Source organism: bacterium (assembly GCA_019695335.1).
Classification (GTDB): Bacteria; CLD3; CLD3; order SB21; family SB21; genus JABWBZ01.
Genome location: JAIBAF010000002.1, coordinates 1 through 17,493 on the forward strand (window position 1 = coordinate 1; position 17,493 = coordinate 17,493).

Here is a 17,493-nt window from a genome sequence, read left to right on the forward strand (position 1 = left end):
CCATACTACTCGTTTCTAATTTCTACAGCGAGATTTCCCATTTTTTCAATTCGTCCAACATCTTGTGATTCGTCATATCGATGTGGATGGGCGTGATGGAAATCTTATTTTTGGCAACGACCACGTCGTCAATGTCCTCTTCGGTATCGAGGTTCATTTTTTTACCGGTGAGCCAGTAATACGCGCGTCCGCTGAGATCGATGCGCTGTTCGAAATATTCATCGTAGCGCCCGCTTCCTTGCCGTGTGATCGCGACGCCTGTGAGCGATTCTTTGGTGCCGGGAGGAATATTAATGTTGAGGAAAGTGTCTTTGGGTAATTTCTTCTCCATCACGGTTTTGGCGACTTTGGCCGTAAATGCCGCTGCGAAACTCATATCCGATTTAAAATCGAAGCTCGTGAGCGATGATGCGATCGCGGGAATACCCATGATCACGCCTTCGGTGGCGGCGCTGACCGTGCCGGAATAGAGCACGTTGGTCGCCGTGTTCGATCCGTGATTGACTCCAGAGACGACGATGTCCGGCGCTTTGGCCATGATTTTTTTGACGGCAATTTTCACGCAGTCGGCAGGCGTTCCGGAAATGGCGTAACCGTGAAATTTATCGGGGCGGTTGAATTCGATCACACGGATCGGGTCGTTGATGGTGATGGCATGACCGACGGCGCTGCGTTCGATGTGCGGCGCAACCACGGTCACGTCGCCGAGTTTTTTGAGCTCTTTGTAAAGAGCAAACAGGCCTGCGGAATCGATACCATCATCGTTAGTGAGCAAAATGTGTTTCATGGGAAATATCCTTGGAAGTTAGAAGTGAAAAAATAAAGGTGATAACGTTGTATCACCTTAACTTTCTTTAACCTGGTTTAAATCAAAATGGGGATCGGTTTTGGTCCCGAAAAATTCAAGCAATTTATCCAGCGTGTTTTTCAGATCTTTGCGCGGGACGATCAGGTCGACGAAACCGTGTTCCAGCAAAAACTCAGCGCGTTGAAATCCTGGCGGAAGATCTTTGCCGGTAGCTTCTTTGACGACGCGCGGTCCCGCAAAACCGATGAGGGCGCCAGGCTCCGCAATGATCACATCGCCGAGCATCGCGAAACTTGCCGTGACGCCGCCCGTGGTCGGATCCGTCAACAGTGAAATGTACGGCAGCCCTTGTTCATGCATCAGCGCCAGTTTCGCGCTTGTTTTAGCCATCTGCATCAGCGATAAAGCGCCTTCCATCATACGCGCGCCGCCGGAAGCGCTCACGACGATCAAGGGCAGTTTGTGCGCCAACGCCGCATCGGCGGCCCTGGAAATTTTTTCACCGACGACCGAACCCATACTGCCGCCGATAAAACCGAAATCCATTACAGCCAGCACGAGCGGACGGCCGTTCAGTTTTCCATAACCGGTGTGAACGGCATCTTTGATGCCGGTTTTGGATACGGTCGTTTTGATTCGATCGGAATATTTTTTGGTGTCGGTAAATTCCAGCGGATCGACCGAAACCATATTTTTATTGATCGGAATAAAGGTTTTCTCATCGAGGATCATCTGGATGTACGTTTTGGCAAAAATCCGGAAATGAAAACCGCATTTCGTGCAACAGTTGAAATTGGCCCACAGATCTTTTTTGTAAATAATTTCGCCGCACTGATCGCATTTCACCCATACGTTGGGCAATTCTTTTTTGGCCGTTTCGGTATTAACGCCTTCTTTGGTACGTTGAAACCAATTCATCCTTTATCCTCTTTGGTAATGATTAAATCCATCAAAATGGCATCTTCAGTACGCAGAAAACCATCGTTGTAGTAATTTTTTCTCACGCCGACTTTGAAAAATCCGTATTTCACATATAATTCGATGGCTTCGCGATTAGACTTTCTGACTTCAAGCATGATTTTTGCACAGCCGCGGTCGCGTGCTATCACAATGATCTTATCGATCAGTAATTTTGCAAGTCCCATTCGCCGGAAATCGGGATGAACGGCAATATTGGCTAAGTGGCATTCATCCAGCAAAATCCAGATGAACGCATACGCGACGATTTTTTTGTCATATTCAATTCCCAATGGAATCGACAAATCGCTGTTACGAAATTCTTCAACAAAATTTTGCCGCGTCCACGGGCTGTGAAAACAAGCGCCCTCGATCACCATGATTTCGTTCAAATCGGATTCACTGACCGGGCGAATCGTAACATTATCAAGAATGTTAGCCGATGCGATCATAGAGCCATAACACCTTTGAATGCCTGAACGTACATCGGAACCAGCGTTTCAATCGGTTCCAATTCATGATTTTGAATTTTCCGATACCCCATCATAGCAATGTAATAAGCATCGGCCAACGCATAGTGTGCATCGATAAATTCAATTTTATTTTGGATTTCAGGCAATAATTGATCTCGAATAATTTCCGGATTATCGGACACGCATGCAATGACATCGGTCATTCGGCGGCCGAGGTCGGCGATGGAATAAATTTCAATATCGGAAATACGCTCGCCACTGGAGTAAACGGCACAATAGAATTCATTTTTACGCGCCGTCACGGCAACCCACAAAGGTTTTTCGACATAAGAAAGTTTTTGTGCGATGGCATCCAGCGTCGGAACACCGGCGAGCGGAATATCGAGCGCAAAACATAAACCTTTGGCTACTGACAATCCTACACGTAGCCCGGTGAACGAGCCGGGGCCAATGGCTACGGAAATGCCTTTTAGTTCGGTGCGGTCAATTTTAGCGTTATTTAACGTTTCATCGATCAGCCCGATGATTTTTTCGGAATGAGCAAACCGCATGTTTAGCGTGGCTTGGCCGGCTTTTTCGATGCCTTGTTCTTTGACTGCAATCAAGGCAACGTCGCATTGTGACGAGGATGTGTCGATTCCAAGGTAATACATCAGGACCCGATTTTTTGAACTAAAATATGCCGGTCATTTTCACCGACTTTTTGCAGATCGACTTTCCAATATTGGTCAGGAAGATGTTTTTTCACTCTTTCAGACCATTCGATCAGACAAATATCGCCGGTATTGTTAAAAAAATCATCAACACCGAGTTCGGCGATATCTTTTTCACTCCGGATACGGTAAAAATCGAAGTGCCGAACATGAATCGCTTCACCGCCAATTTGGCCGTCGTATTCGTTGATAATTACAAACGTGGGACTGTTGACATGTTGTGTGATCTGCAGCCCCTCACAGATTCCGCGAATGAAAACCGTCTTACCGGCGCCCATTTCACCAAAAAGAGCTACCACGTCGCCGCGTTTCAAATGTTGACTAAAAAGGCGGGCAAGCGACAGGGATTCGTCTTCGGTGTGGGTGATTTTTTCAAAAAGCATTCATGTACTTGTCTAAAGGCAAAACTACTAATAATAACCGCGTCATTCAAGCTAATTTCACGGATTTTTCAACATTCCTCCGGCGTCTTTATCTAAAAACCACAATAATTTACCGCTTTTCGGTTGAATTTTTTGAGCCGGGAAATCTTTTTTCTCTTCCAAAATCTGATGACAGACCGAAGCTTTGGATGAACCCGATACAATAAACATGACGTTGGCTGCATGGTTAATCAATGGAAACGTGACCGTCACACGGTGCGTTTTAAGTTTTTTGACGAAATTGTCACACGCCCAACGGGTAGATTCCTGGAGCGCTTCCGATTCGGGAAAAAGCGAAGCTGTATGACCATCGTCGCCCAAACCGAGCAGGATGAGATCAAATTCCGGAAATCCGGATCCGTACATTCCGAAAAAATCCCGCATTTCGTCTTCGTATTGCTGGGCAGCCAGCAAAGGATCTTCTTCACTGGCAACGCGATGTACATTGCCGGCAGGGATTGAAACTTTTGAAATCAGGTTTTCGTTAGCCATGCGGTAATTGCTGTCTGGATGGGTGGCCACAACACAACGTTCATCTCCCCAGAAAAGATGAACTTTTTGCCAATCCAATTGATCTTTGAACGATTGAGCCAAAGCGGCATAAACACCCGCCGGCGTCGATCCGCCGGATAACATCAAGACGAATTGGCCTTTACCGGTTATTGCTTCTCGCCCTGTCGATACGATTTGTTCAGCGGCTTTTTGATAGAGTTGGTTCGGATTATCAAAAATATGTATGGACATAGAAAAGTCTCCTTTGAAAGAATTCGCACCGCAATGAATTTTGATTTAAATCAACATAACAAATAAAATTCAAAAGAAAAACTGAAAACATTTGTGAGTTTCGCCGGAAGTAAGTAAACTTCGGCATCGATCAAGCGAACATTTTTGGAAAGCGGTCAAAAAAGGAGCAACTCGTGAAAGGCGTGTATATTGTAAGTGCGGTGCGTACGGCTATTGGAAAATACGGCGGGGCGCTTAGCGGAATCAAAGCTAATGAATTGGGAGCTTTTGCCGCCGTCGCCGCCATTCAAAAAGCAGGACTCGGAGCCGACATGATCGACGAGACCATTTTCGGTTGCGCGCGACAGGCCGGTATTGGGCCGAATATTGCACGGCAAATTGCTCACCGATCAGGCGTGCCGGATTCGAAACCGGCTTACACGATCAATAAAGCCTGCGGATCGGGGTTGAAATCCATTTTAAACGCTTATTCCAGCATTGTGTTGGGTGATAATGATATTGTTCTTGCCGGCGGTGTGGAAAGTATGAGCAATATTCCATACCTGCTGATGCAGGCTCGCTGGGGGTACCGCATGGGTCACGGCGAAGTCATCGACGCCAATCATCTCGATGGTTATTTTTGTCCGATGGCGGATAAACTGATGGGCGCTACGGCGGAAGATCTTGCTGAGAAACTTGGTATTTCCCGGGATGAACAGGATCAATTTGCTCTGGAATCTCAGCATCGTGCAGAAAATGCCATCAAAACCGGCCGTTTCAAAGACGAAATAATTTCGATCGACATTCAATCTAAAAAAGGTTCAGTGACGTTTGATACGGATGAACACCCGCGGCTGGGTTCGACATTGGATGAATTAAAAAAACTCAAACCGGTTTTTAAAAAAGACGGAACGATCACGGCAGGTTCATCTTCCGGTGTTACGGACGGCGCCTCGGCTTTAATTCTGGCCAGTGAAGAAAAAGTGAAAGAATTCAATTTAAAACCTTTGGCCAGAATTATCGGGCATGCCTCGGCCGGCGTCGATCCGCGTGAAATGGGCATCGCTCCGGTACCGGCCGTGAAAAAACTGTTAGAGAAAACGAAAATTAAACTTCAAGATATCGGCCTTGTCGAGCTCAACGAAGCTTTTGCGGCGCAGGTTTTGGCGTGCGATCGTGAATTGCATTTTAACCGCGCACAATTGAACGTCAACGGCGGCGCTATTGCTCTCGGCCATCCGACCGGATGCACCGGCGCACGCATCACAACGACGCTCGTTCATGAAATGCAAAAACGCAAAGTTAAATTGGGGCTGGCAACTTTGTGTATCAGCGGAGGATTGGGCCTCGCAATGCTTTTAGAGAATAATTAGAGCGATTTGAAAATTAAGAAAAGCTGAATTGAAAAATTAATTCATGGAAATGAATGATGAAAAAAAATTGGTTTTTACTCGTTTTATTTCTGATTTCTTGTGCGAAATCGGATGAAATTGAAAAACCGTTAGGACAGATTCTGTTTGTTCAGGACAACCGTATGCCTGCGGACAGCTTGTATCGTTTCCTTCGCAGCCGTAATGATATTGTTTGTGCTCAGGCGTTGATTGCGCTTGGCCAGATGCAGGACACTGCAGGGGTCGATACACTGGCGTTTTATATGAATCATGACAATCTGGACATTAAACGCCACGCAATTTTTGCGCTGGGGCAAACCGGTTTTGCATCAAACAGTTTTACTATAAAAAATAAAATTGAAAAACTTCTTCTCGATCAATACTTACGTGAAAATGACGTCCGATCAAAAATAAAAATCATTGAAGCCGTCGGAAAAAACGGAAATTCCGGATCGGTTAATTTTTTGACGTCTGCTTTGACCGATACGTCATCGGCGATTGTAAATGAAGCGGCGAAAACATACGGAATCATGGCGTACGGGAAATTCAAAAACTCACAACTTGATTCCGCGGTTGTTCCGTTATTGCTAAGTCATGATCCGGAAATTCGTTGGCGAGCCGTGTACGCTCTCATGCGCAGTGGAAATCCTATTTATGCCGGTCAGATCAAACCACTTCTGAAAGATGACGATTTTCGCGTGCGAATGGATGCGGCGCGTGCATTGGGCGCAATGGGATTAGATAAAGCGTCCAAATCTGTACGAAACGAGATAGTGAATGCGCTTCTGGAAATCGGTTCCAATGATCCGGACTGGCGGGTTCGTGTGAATGCCTTGGCAGCTCTGGGCAATTTTAAATTTCCCGTCGACGATTTGAAGAAAATATATTTTCTTACGGCTTTTGAAGGTAAAAAAGACAAAGACTTGCATGTGCGGCTCACGGCGATCAAATCGATGGCCGCCAGTTATCAAAATGACGTTAAAGATCTACGCGCGTTTTTAACACCATTCGCAGAGAAACACTGGCCGGTTATGGATTGGCATGAAAAAGCCGAGTTGATTAATTCTTTATCCCAGATGTTCGGAAGCGTACTGATGGATCAACCGGTTTTTACGGATTGGCTCCAAGCGTGTTTGATTGACAGTAATCGATATCTCAGGGCGCGCGGCGTTACAGCACTGGCAAATATTCATTCTCCCAAAACCTTGCCGTTTTTAGAAAAAGCTTTGACCGATTCATTTCCATTGGTACAGACCAATGCTCTGGACGTTCTGAGTACTATAAAGTCTGAACGCTCCCATGGACTACTTTTACAAGCATTGCAATCTAAAAACGCAACAGCCGTCGCTGTCGCCGCAGGTTATCTCGCGGAGGATGAATCTCTCAAAAAAAACCTAGACGCAAAATATGAATTAGTTGAAAAAATAATTTCCGGATTCAAAAATAGTTCGACTCCTGATATTGAGAGTCAAATTATAATATTTGACATATTAGGCGAATTAAAAGGCTCGGCGGCCGCTTCGTATCTCAATAACTATTTGGACGACAGCAATAATGTGGTAGCACAAAGCGCAGTCAAAAATTTTGAAAAAATTACCGGCGAAAAGATTGAAAACAAAAAACCGCTTTATCATAGTGTCGACTACAATGCAATGCTCGAACTTAAATCCAAAAAACCTTCGGCGATTATTGAAACATCACAAGGTGCGATTGAAATCGATTTATTGATGGATGATGCCCCATTGACGGTGATGAATTTTGTAAGACTGGCTGAAAAACAATTTTTTGACGGCGTTTATTTTCATCGTGTTGTTCCGAATTTTGTCATTCAGACAGGCGATCCGACGGGCACAGGCTGGGGCGGTCCCGGTTATGCGATTCGTTCGGAATTCAATCAACGTAAATATGAGCGGGGAATAGTTGGAATGGCCAGTTCCGGAAAAGATACCGAAGGCAGTCAATGGTTCATTACCCATTCCGCTCAACCGCATCTCGACGGGCGGTATACCATTTTTGCTAAAGTGACCAAAGGTCTGGAGGTCGTGGATAAAATTCAGGTGGGCGACAGAGTGAATTCAGTAAGGATTGTTAAATACTGATCAAAGCAACGCGGTCATTTCTTCACAAATTTTATTGTACAGAAAAAATCCTTCGGTAGTAAGCCGGACAAACCCATTTTCAATAAGAAGGTGGGTTTTGATTTTTTCCAAAGCTGCTGCGAACTGATTTTCAAATTTCCTTCCGGTCAAATTTTCCAATTGACCGATATTCAATCCTTCATTAGTACGTAATCCCAGGAGAATAGCTTCGATACATTGCTGTTGAAGCGTCAGAAGCTCTTCGTTGTCGACGGGCAATTTTTTTTGATCGATCAAATCGCAATAACGATGAATATCACGAACATTCCACCACCGCTTATGTCCGTCGAAAGAGTGTGCGGATGGACCGATTCCGAGATACTTTTTATTTTTCCAGTAATCACTGTTGTGTTTAGCTCGATAGCCGGGTAAAGCGTAATTGGAAATTTCATAATGTTCGTATCCGGCATTTTTCAGTTTTTGCGACGCGGTGACGAACATATTCAATTGACTCTCTTCATCCGGAAATTCAATCTGACCTCGATGGACCAATTTGCTCAGGTAAGTTCGTTCTTCTACTGTGAGATTATAAATTGAAATGTGTTCTGGTCTCAGCGAGATGATGCATTCCAGATTTTCGTTCCAATGATCGAGAGTCTGCCCGGGCAGACCGAAAATAAGATCGAGGCTAATATTGTCAAATCCATTTTTACGAGAACGAACATAACAATCGATCGCTTCAGCTGCCGAATGATTGCGGGTCAGAAAATTTAGTTCGTCATCACGAAGCGATTGGACGCCAATACTTAATCGATTGATGCCGATCTTTTGTAATGATTGTAATTTTTCGTCCGTCAAATTCCTGGGATTAGCCTCTAGCGTAATTTCGGATCTCTTATTCACATCGAAATTGGCTGAAATTGTTTCAACAATTTTTTGAATATCTTTATTGGGCAGGTAGGACGGTGTTCCTCCGCCAAAATATACGTGTTCCATTGGTGAATTATTCAATAACTCAGCATAGAGAATTATTTCATTGCAAACGCTATTCGTGTATGTATCGAAGTAACGGCGGGCGGTTGTGACATAAAAGTCACAATAAATACAAATTCGTTCACAAAAAGGAATGTGGATATAGAGATTCATAAGTCAGGATCTTGTTTTATTGCCTTTGATATAAGCAAAAACCGCTAGAGATTCAACAGACAAACCACAATACCCATTAAAATCAAACACTTAACTTTCATTATAATTGTTATACCGGAATTTACCTTATAATAAAACCCCACATGTATGGTCGATTTAATTACTCAAACCTATGGATTTTCACTTGACTTTAGGACGAGGCTTCGATAAATTTAATCCGCTCGTCATGAGTCATTCCTTACTATCAACTTGTATCACCTTTGCCCTTAGAACACACACACCAGGCTTTTCTTTAAGAGGAGTCTTTTTTAAAAATTAACAAGAGTTTTACGACTCTTATGTTTAACTAATATCCCAATTAAAGGAGGAACGGTATGAAACGCTATTTAATGCAAGTCCTTTTTTTGACGTTCGTGGCCCTGCTAACCGCTTCATTGGTAAGCCCGGATGCCATGGCTCAAAAGAAGAAAAAGAAGAAAAAAGATAAAAACGCTCCGCCGGAGTGGATCTATAAACCGGGTTTGTATGAGGATGTGATCATTTGTGCCGGCGTTGGTGAAGGTTTTTCGGAAATGAAAGCCAAAAGCCAGGCCGAACAAAACGGCCGTAAGAAAATCGCCGAAGCTTTGGAAACGGAAGTTAAAAGCTTAACGACCAATTTCATGGAAGAAGCCAGCACGACGACCGAAGAAGGTTCCAGCGGAGCCGCCCAGGAATATTTCCAGGAAATCACCCAGACAATGACGAAACAAACTTTGAGCGGTGCAATGATCGAAGAATATTGGCCGCCTCTCGGTGAGAAAAATGGCAGCAAAGTGAAATTCTATGCCAAAGTTGTGTTGAAGAAATCGGCTGTTGTCGACGCCTACAAACAACAAGTGCAGGACGATTTAGCCAAGAAAAAGATCAAAGGCGTGAAAGCTTCGGCTGACGATGCATTGACGGCCTTGGATAAAGCCATTTCTAAATGGGAAAAAGAAAATAACAACGGTTCGGCTGATGGCGGAGAAATGGAAGAAGGCGGAGAAGAATAATCTGTTTACTTTGATTTAATTGAACAACCGTAGAAGCAATGTGTTTCTACGGTTGTTTTATTTCCGACTGAACAAACCTAAGGAGTTCACAGTATGAAATATCTTGTAATGATTGCCATGATGGCAGCGTTGGTGCTGAATGCCTGTAGCGGTGGCGGCGCTTCGACCAAAAAAGAAAATAAAATGCCCAAATGGATTTCCAAGCCCGGTCAGTATGAAGATGCTATTATTGCCGCCGGTATCGGAGAAGGCTTGAGCGAACAAAAAGCTAAGAGCCAGGCTGAACAAAGCGGTCGCAAGAAAATCGCCGAAACAATTCAATCTCAAATTAAAAGCCTGACCACTAATTTCATGGAAGAAGCTACGACGAGTACTGATAAAGGATCCGAATCGGCTGCTCAGGAATATTTCCAGGAAGTAACGCAAAGCTTGACCAATGTCACTTTGAGCGGCGCAGTGATTGAAGAATATTGGCCTCCGATGGGCGAGAAAAACGGCAATAAAATTAAATTTTATGCTAAAGTAGTTTTGAAAAAGAATTCGTTTGTTGATGAATTTAAGAAAAAAGTACAGGAAGACGTTGCTGCTAAAAAAATTAAAGGCGTAAAAGCCAGCGCCGATGATGCGCTCAAAGCATTGGATAAAGCCGTTGCAAAATGGGAAGGTACAGCCGAAAAAGGCGGAGATGACGAAGAATAGTTAAAAAAATCCGGTGCGCTCTTTTAAGGGCGCACCGGTATTGTATAAACGCTTGATTTTTTAGTTACAAAATCGGATGTTTCCAGGCATCCTGCTACTCGCCCCGTTTTGCACATACCGAATATTTATGAAGGAGGAATCATGCGCCCTATCTGCAAATTCTGGTTATGGGTTTTCATCGCAACTATTTATTTTAACCATAACGGCATAGCCCAGACATCATCGGCACCCAAGTGGGTAAATGAATTACCGATATCCGAAGGCTCTTTATTTGCGGTGGGTGTAGTCAATCGTTATTATGAGAAAAAGGCCGGAGAAGAAGCCGCTGGTAACGCGGCTAAATTTGAGTTAGCTCAAACAATAAAACTTAATGTCAAAACCATCGCCAACAGTTGGTCCGGTAATGTCGGAGGAACAGGCTTCGTTTCGGAATTAGAAAAATCCATTGACGAAGATGTCGTGGCGTCCGTGCAGAATGCACGAATTCTCGAAACGTGGGTTGACCCTGAAGGATTAATTTACGCCATTGCAGAACTTCCTTTGGCGGGATCTGTTGCAAAGATTCAACAAAAAGTTATCGATGAAGCCAAAAAAGGCGCGGATAGCAAAAAAGATTTCAAAAAAATAGAAAAACTTGAAGTTTCGCTTAAGAATTTAAAAGATCCTAAATCGTATATACGTAAAGATAAGCCGGACTGGATCAAAGCATTACCTGAGGAAGCGGACGCTTTGTATGCGTTGGGTATAGCTGAAAAATTTTATTACTACGTCAATGGCCGGGAGTCAGCCAAAGACAAAGCCCGTGGTGAACTAGCTGCGACGATCAAGACTGAAATTCAAGCCGTACTGACCGACTGGTACGAAGTCAATGAAGGAACTCAGTCATACGGATTGGAAAGAAGTTTTGTGGAAGAGATGGCCAATTCTGTATCCGAAGCCACACTCAGCGGCTCTCAAATTGTAGAAACATGGTATGACAAACAAACCAAATGGCATTACGCATTGGCGCGAATGTCACTCAGCAATGTCATTAATCAGATCTCTGAAAAAGCAAAAGACAAAGTTAAAGACACTAAAGCTTTAAAAGGCCTCAATGATAAATTAGGCAAACTGATCAACCGCGATTACTTAAAAACTGAAAAAGGCCGGCCGCTTTGGATTACCAAAGTTCCGAAAGATAAAGAAGCGATTTTTGCTGTAGGTATAGACGAAGGAAAATATTTTTCTCAGACACAAGGCATTGAAAAAGCCAAAATGTCGGCCAGAACCAAATTGGCTAAAACCATTTCCGTTCAAGTTGAATCAGTTATGAAAAGCTGGATGGAAATTGCCGAAACCAAGGATGGTTTTGAAAATGCGCCGTTGAACGATTATATGTCCGTTCTTACTAAAGAGGCAACGGATGTATGTCTGGAAGGATCGCAGATTCTATCCACATTTGTCTTGACAACTGAAGACGGCAAGCAAACATATTATGCACTCGGACGGCTTTTCACCGGCGGTATGTTAGCCAAACTTAAGAAAAAAGCAACCGAAGTCATACACGTACCTGAAAAAGAAGTATCCGAATCGCAGGAAGATAAGGCCGAGCGGATATTATCCGGTGGAAGAGAAAAAGCCAAAGCGGCTCTTGAAAAACTTAATGCTGCATTCGATAAAATTGGAACTGAATAAAAACGTAACCCAGGGAGATCAAACACCATGAAAAAATTAATTGGATTCATTGCGATTTTAACGGCCGTACTGATGATATTGCCGCAAGATACGCAGGCTCAGAAGAAAAAGAAAAAAGATAAAGACAAAAAAGGCGGCATACCGGAATGGATTTCCAAACCGGGGATTTATGATGACTTCATCGTAGCCGCTGGTATCGGTGAGGGGTTGACGGAACAAGTGGCTAAAAGCGAAGCCGATCAAAGCGCCCGCAAACGCATAGCCGAAGTCGTCGAAAGCAACGTTAAAAGTATGACGACCAATTTCATGGAAGAAGCTTCAACAACAACCGATCAAGGTTCCAGCGGCGCCGCGCAGGCTTATTTCCAGGAAATTACACAAACGATGACCAACATTACGTTGGTTAATGTTGTCATTGAAGAATATTATCCGCCTAAGGGTGAAAAGAGCGGAAAGAAAATAAAATTCTACGCCAAAGCCGTACTGAAAAAAGCGGACCTTGAAAAAGCGTTTAAAAATCGCGTGACGGAAGATGCGGCAGCCAACAAAATCAAAGGCGTTAAATTAAGCGCCGATAAAGCCGTAGCCGCGCTCGATAAAGCGATCGCTAATTGGAATAATACCGGCGGAGCTATGATGGAGGATGAAACGGTTGATATGGATGCCGGTAAAGAAACTGCTACCGTCATTGAAGACAAACCGACCGTAGATGTCGTTTCCTCCGGTGGCTCACAAGGCGCCAGTTACGGCGATTGGAAAAAAGGATTGCCGAATATGCCGAAACGCGATGGCTATTATCAAGGCTTGGGCGCGATTCCGGTAACAAACAATCAGTCGGCCGATGCTCAGAAAGCCGAACAGGAAGCACGGGCGATGGTGATCAGAGCCATCCGTTCTGAAATTACCAGTAAAGTAACAAACGTCATCGAAGAAACAACCAAAAACGGCGCGACGGATTACGCCGAATCGTTCAATTCGATGACCGAATCGTTTTCACAAGAAACTCTCAAAAATCTCAAAGTCGAATTCTATATCGATAAAAAATCCAAAAAACATTACGCCTATTGCGAAATCTCCATTGCTGAAGTAGAGCGGCAATTTGCCGAACGCTTGAAGAAAGCGATCAATGTTGCGAAAACCTATTATCAGGCGGCCAAAGCAGCTGAAGCGAGCGGTGATTATTACCTCGCATTGACGCAATATTTTGAAGGCGCGAAAGAAATCGTCATTGCCGAGCTAATTAATAAAGAACCGATCGAAGGCGATATCGACGGATCAGGGAAGTCGGTTTCGATCAAAGCCACGTTTGATACGCAATTGAAAAATTTACTCGGTAAAATGCGGATCGACATTGTCAGCGGTGACGGACAAAAAGGAAATAAAAATGAACCGTTGGCGCAACCGCTCGTGGCGAAACTGGTTTATGACAAAAGCGGCAGCGTGATGCCGGTGAAAAACGCTAATTTAGTAGCTGCAGCCGTTGCACCGACCGGTGTTAAAATCGACGACGTCTCTAAAACTGATGGAAGCGGTAATGCAAGTTTTACCGTTCATTCGGTAGACAATGTCAATCCGAGTGGTACAAATAAAATCCGCGTCGGCCTGAACGCCAAAGAATTCGAAGCATTTGCGCAACAGTTGCCGGGCGCCGTCGAAAAAGCAAAATTAGTCTTTAAAGATTTTTCATTCAGCGCCAGAGGTTCGGCGCTTACACGCATTGTCATTCTGTTGTTTGAAGAGAATATGGGCAAAGAACAAAGCGTATCGATTGTCGAAGGCGATATTGTAAAACAATTGGTTTCGAATAAATTCAAAGTCATTGACAAAAACGAAGTATATAAAGCCGTCAGCAAAGAACAAGCTAAAGCTTCGGCTGAAAGCAGCGCCGACGATGTCGTATCCAATGCTTTGAAAGCCGTGGCGGACATTCTCATCATCGGTTCGGTGAAGGCAGTTGAATCCGAAGGCGGTTCATCCAATCCTTACGGCGGCGGTACATCGAACCGCAAATCGGCATGGGCAAGCGGTTCGGTTCGCTGTATCGATCTGGAAAATGGTAAGATCATTGCCAATTCCGAAAAACAAGGAGTCAAAGGAATTCAATTATCGCTGGAAAAAGCCGGCATCATAGCTCTGCAGGCCTTGAGCAAAGAAACTTCAAAAGAAATTTTGGATGGATTAAATCAGGCATTGAAGTAAATTGAAAATCGACAATTGAAAATTTTCGAAAATCGATACGACAAGGATCGTTATGAAAAAAATATTTTTGCTTTTTTTAACCGTCATTTTTTTTAATTGCGGACCATCGAAACAAAACGAACCTAAAAAAGAAGAACCCAAAAAAGATTCGGTGACTGTTGCAACGATTGAATCTGAAACAGTCGACAGCAGTTCCACGCTTGACGACCTTGTTTACGAAGGCGTCGGCGCTTCTGTTTTAAAGATCGAATCTAATGCCCGCTCTCAGGCTGAACTCAAAGGCCGGACGGAAATCATCAAAGCGCTGGCGACCGATGCAGCCGGGCTACTCAAAGTTTTTATTCCTGCGCAGAAAGGTTTCTTTGCCGATAATGTAAATGTGGAAGATTACGCCAAAAAAGTCGAAGAAGCTTTGAAGAAATCGACAACGCTCCGGGGCAGTAAGGTTTCGGAATATTCTCAATCAGCCAAAAAAGATACGACGTATGCGATGATGGAAATGCCGCTTATGAACGGATATGAAGAAATCGAAAAAGCGATCGTTGAAGTCGGTCAAAAAGAAAAATTTCTAAAAACGGAACATGCCGATCATTTTAAAATGGCGTTTAAGGATTTTTTCATAGTTGAAAAGAAAAAGTTACTTACCGAACCAAGTTAAACAGCATTAAGAAGTAGCCGTTAAGGTTTGTAGAAAAACAACGGCGTTTCAGATAATTATAGAAGGTTAGATATGAAAAAAGTTGTAGTGAGTTTATTGATTTTTGCGTGGGCCGGTTTGGCAGTTGCGCAGGATGCCGATTACAAAAAAGGCGAGAAGGCTTTTAAAAACGGCCAATATGAACAAGCGTTAACCTCTTTCCAATCGGCATTGAGTCAATATACTTCCGCCAAAAACAAATCCGGCATGGCCGATGCCAATAACTCGATCGGATTGGTTTTACAAATGCTGAATCAACATGAACAGTCCGTTGAAAATTTTAAAAATGCGGCCATGTTGTACTCGGAAACCAAAAACAAATCCGGCGCGGCCAGTGCATTTGCCAACTGGGGCATATCGGCTTTTCGCGTTAAAGAAGCGCTGTTGAAAAAATCCAAAAAGAAATTCACGACCAAAACCATTGGCGAAATTCTTGCCTTCCATCTCAAAGCCAAACAGCTGCACGAAGAAGTTAAAGACAAGATTGGCGTTGGCGATGATCTTAATAACATTGCAACGATGTATTACGAGGCCGGATTTTATCAGGAGGCCGCGGATTATTTGAACCAAGCTTTGAAAATGCATCAGGAAATGGCGTATAAAGGCGGCATTGCAACTGATCTGGCGAATCTAGCGCGTATTTATTATAAAACCGATGATCGCGCTAATGCTATAAAATTCTATCAAAAAAGCGCCGAGATATTCGATGAAATCGGCGACCGCGAAGGCGCGTGGAAAACGTATTCTTTCATCGGTGTAATGTATGAAGCTTCGGCTAAAGAAAACGATATTTTGAAAAAAGCAGACGCGGCCAATAATGACCGCCTTGCAGCGATCAAAGCTTTAAAAAAAGCGGTTAACCATATTGAAAACTTACGCGGTAGTTTTACCAATCAGGAATATTTCGACAGCTTCCTGAAAAACAAAGGACCTGTTTACAGGCGTTTGATCGCGCTTTTCAAAAAAACCAATAATCTTGGCGAGGCTTTGCAGTATCTGGAACGCAGCAAAGCCAAAATGTCAAATGACATTATCAATGCCGGTGGTATAGAAGTAGCCGATAAAGAAGAACAAGTTCAGATTGAAAAAGTTGAGGAACTGCAGCAGCAAAATGAAGAAATTGAAAAACAATTAGCCGAAGAAAAAGCTAAACCGCTTGAAAAACAAGATAAAGAAAAAATTGATAACCTGAGTCAAACCCTTACCAAAAATCAGGGCGACTTCAATGCTTTGATGATAGACCTTGAAACTAAATACCCAAACATTTATCAGGTTGTCAAAGTAGATCCGATCCAACTCAGCGATCTGCAAAAGCAGTTATCCGATGACGTCGTTCTGCTTGAATACTTTCCCGCCGATGACGCTCTGTACATTTTTATGATCACCCGGGACAAAATCGAGGCTAAATCAGTCCCAGTTTCAGCTAAAGAATTGGATTCGCTGGTTAACAAATACCGTTATTACATAAGTGATGTCACTTCGCTTCTGAAACGCGGGCGATTTGATACAAAGATGACCAATTGGAAACCTGAAGGTGCTGGCGACAACCGTTTCTATGAACGGCATACCAAGCCTATGCGTGAAATCATGGTCAAGCTATACGATTACTTGATCCTTCCGGTTTGGGACACAATTAAAGATGATAAAATCAAAACCGTTACGGTCATTCCGGCAGCCAGTTTATATTACGTTCCTTTTCAGTGTTTGGCTACCGAAACTCAGGATGGTGATATCAGTTTTCTGATCGAAAAAAAATCGGTCAATTATCTCACAGCAGCAACATTGATGGATCTGGTTTCAGCCAAGAAAAATAAAGGAATCGGGAGCGTGTTAGTATTCGGCAATCCGGACGGAAGCCTGCCAGGTGCTGAAGAAGAAGCCAAAGTGATTCAAGCGGCTTATTCCAATGCGAAATTATATAAAAACCAGGATGCCACAAAAGATAAAGCCAAATCGTATTCCAATTCATATGATGTGGTGCACTTTGCAACACACGGATTTTTATCGAGCGACGAACCGCAAAAGTCGTTTCTATTAATGGCGCCCAATGCTGCTAAAAATGAAGATGACAAGCTGACCATCAGTGAAATTCTGAAATTGCCTCTCAAAGACAAAAACGAATTGATTGTTTTGTCCGCGTGTAATACGTCCATGGGAAAAAGCGCCACAGGCGTTGAGTTGATCAGTTTATCCCGTGCTTTTGCGATAGCCGGCGCGCCGACGACCGTAGCCACATTATGGCCGGTCGATGACGAGTCCACCAAGATCATCATGATCAATTTTTATGACGGTCTGAAGAAAGGATTAACTAAATCTGAAGCGATGCGCCAGGCTCAAATTGCGTTGATACATAAAGGCGATTTTCATATTCATCCGTTCTTCTGGGCGCCTTATGTCATGATCGGTAATCCGAAGTAACTTTTAATAACTCTCGGGTATTTTATTTTTATTAGTGTCTTAGAGTTAAAAATATTGTAAG

Annotated in this window: 15 protein-coding genes; 8 read left to right on the top strand and 7 right to left on the bottom strand. The window is 43.6% G+C overall.

Going from position 1 to position 17,493, the window contains the following annotated elements; all coding sequences use genetic code 11:
* Positions 1–22: 22 nt before the first annotated feature.
* Genes surE through pgl form a run of 6 tightly spaced genes read right to left on the bottom strand, consistent with a single transcriptional unit; the run spans position 23 to position 4,117 of the window.
* Positions 23–787 carry a 5'/3'-nucleotidase SurE gene (gene surE, locus K1X84_00635; GenBank protein ID MBX7150113.1) on the bottom strand — a complete coding sequence of 255 codons (765 nt, stop codon included), beginning with the start codon at positions 785–787 and terminating at the stop codon, positions 23–25.
* A 57-nt stretch (positions 788–844) separates the two neighbouring features.
* Positions 845–1,726, bottom strand: a complete 882-nt coding sequence (gene accD / locus K1X84_00640; protein ID MBX7150114.1) for an acetyl-CoA carboxylase, carboxyltransferase subunit beta — start codon at positions 1,724–1,726, stop codon at positions 845–847.
* Positions 1,723–2,217, bottom strand: coding sequence for a ribosomal protein S18-alanine N-acetyltransferase (gene rimI, locus K1X84_00645; protein MBX7150115.1), 495 nt, complete (start codon positions 2,215–2,217; stop codon positions 1,723–1,725). The genes accD and rimI overlap by 4 nt, the downstream gene beginning before the upstream one ends.
* Entirely contained in the window at positions 2,214–2,891 is a 678-nt protein-coding gene (gene tsaB / locus K1X84_00650) for a tRNA (adenosine(37)-N6)-threonylcarbamoyltransferase complex dimerization subunit type 1 TsaB (GenBank protein MBX7150116.1), read from the bottom strand. The genes rimI and tsaB overlap by 4 nt, the downstream gene beginning before the upstream one ends.
* A complete protein-coding gene (tsaE, locus tag K1X84_00655) occupies positions 2,891–3,334 on the bottom strand; it encodes a tRNA (adenosine(37)-N6)-threonylcarbamoyltransferase complex ATPase subunit type 1 TsaE (protein ID MBX7150117.1) in 444 nt (147 codons plus the stop codon). The genes tsaB and tsaE overlap by 1 nt, the downstream gene beginning before the upstream one ends.
* 57 nt (positions 3,335–3,391) lie before the next feature.
* A complete protein-coding gene (gene pgl / locus K1X84_00660; protein ID MBX7150118.1) occupies positions 3,392–4,117 on the bottom strand; it encodes a 6-phosphogluconolactonase in 726 nt (241 codons plus the stop codon).
* Between the two features lie 173 nt (positions 4,118–4,290).
* On the opposite strand from pgl, the gene K1X84_00665 reads away from it, so the two are divergent.
* A complete protein-coding gene (locus K1X84_00665) occupies positions 4,291–5,469 on the top strand; it encodes a thiolase family protein (GenBank protein ID MBX7150119.1) in 1,179 nt (392 codons plus the stop codon).
* A 53-nt stretch (positions 5,470–5,522) separates the two neighbouring features.
* Complete coding sequence (locus K1X84_00670) at positions 5,523–7,586, top strand: HEAT repeat domain-containing protein (protein MBX7150120.1); 2,064 nt, start codon at positions 5,523–5,525, stop codon at positions 7,584–7,586.
* On the opposite strand, the gene hemW is transcribed toward K1X84_00670, so the two are convergent.
* On the bottom strand, positions 7,587–8,711 hold the full coding sequence (gene hemW / locus K1X84_00675) for a radical SAM family heme chaperone HemW (protein MBX7150121.1): 1,125 nt from the start codon (positions 8,709–8,711) through the stop codon (positions 7,587–7,589).
* 374 nt (positions 8,712–9,085) lie between these two features.
* On the opposite strand from hemW, the gene K1X84_00680 reads away from it, so the two are divergent.
* The 6 genes from K1X84_00680 to K1X84_00705 all read left to right on the top strand — a co-directional run bounded on the left by K1X84_00680 (position 9,086) and on the right by K1X84_00705 (position 17,432).
* Complete coding sequence (locus K1X84_00680) at positions 9,086–9,745, top strand: LPP20 family lipoprotein (GenBank protein ID MBX7150122.1); 660 nt, start codon at positions 9,086–9,088, stop codon at positions 9,743–9,745.
* Positions 9,746–9,838: 93 nt separating this feature from the next.
* Positions 9,839–10,444, top strand: a complete 606-nt coding sequence (locus K1X84_00685) for an LPP20 family lipoprotein (protein ID MBX7150123.1) — start codon at positions 9,839–9,841, stop codon at positions 10,442–10,444.
* Between the two features lie 141 nt (positions 10,445–10,585).
* Entirely contained in the window at positions 10,586–12,118 is a 1,533-nt protein-coding gene (locus tag K1X84_00690; protein MBX7150124.1) for an LPP20 family lipoprotein, read from the top strand.
* 27 nt (positions 12,119–12,145) lie between these two features.
* Positions 12,146–14,317, top strand: coding sequence for a hypothetical protein (locus tag K1X84_00695; GenBank protein ID MBX7150125.1), 2,172 nt, complete (start codon positions 12,146–12,148; stop codon positions 14,315–14,317).
* Positions 14,318–14,369: 52 nt separating this feature from the next.
* A complete protein-coding gene (locus K1X84_00700; GenBank protein ID MBX7150126.1) occupies positions 14,370–14,975 on the top strand; it encodes a hypothetical protein in 606 nt (201 codons plus the stop codon).
* A 72-nt stretch (positions 14,976–15,047) separates the two neighbouring features.
* Positions 15,048–17,432: a CHAT domain-containing protein gene (locus K1X84_00705; GenBank protein ID MBX7150127.1), complete on the top strand. Its 2,385-nt coding sequence runs from the start codon at positions 15,048–15,050 to the stop codon at positions 17,430–17,432.
* Positions 17,433–17,493: the final 61 nt, after the last annotated feature.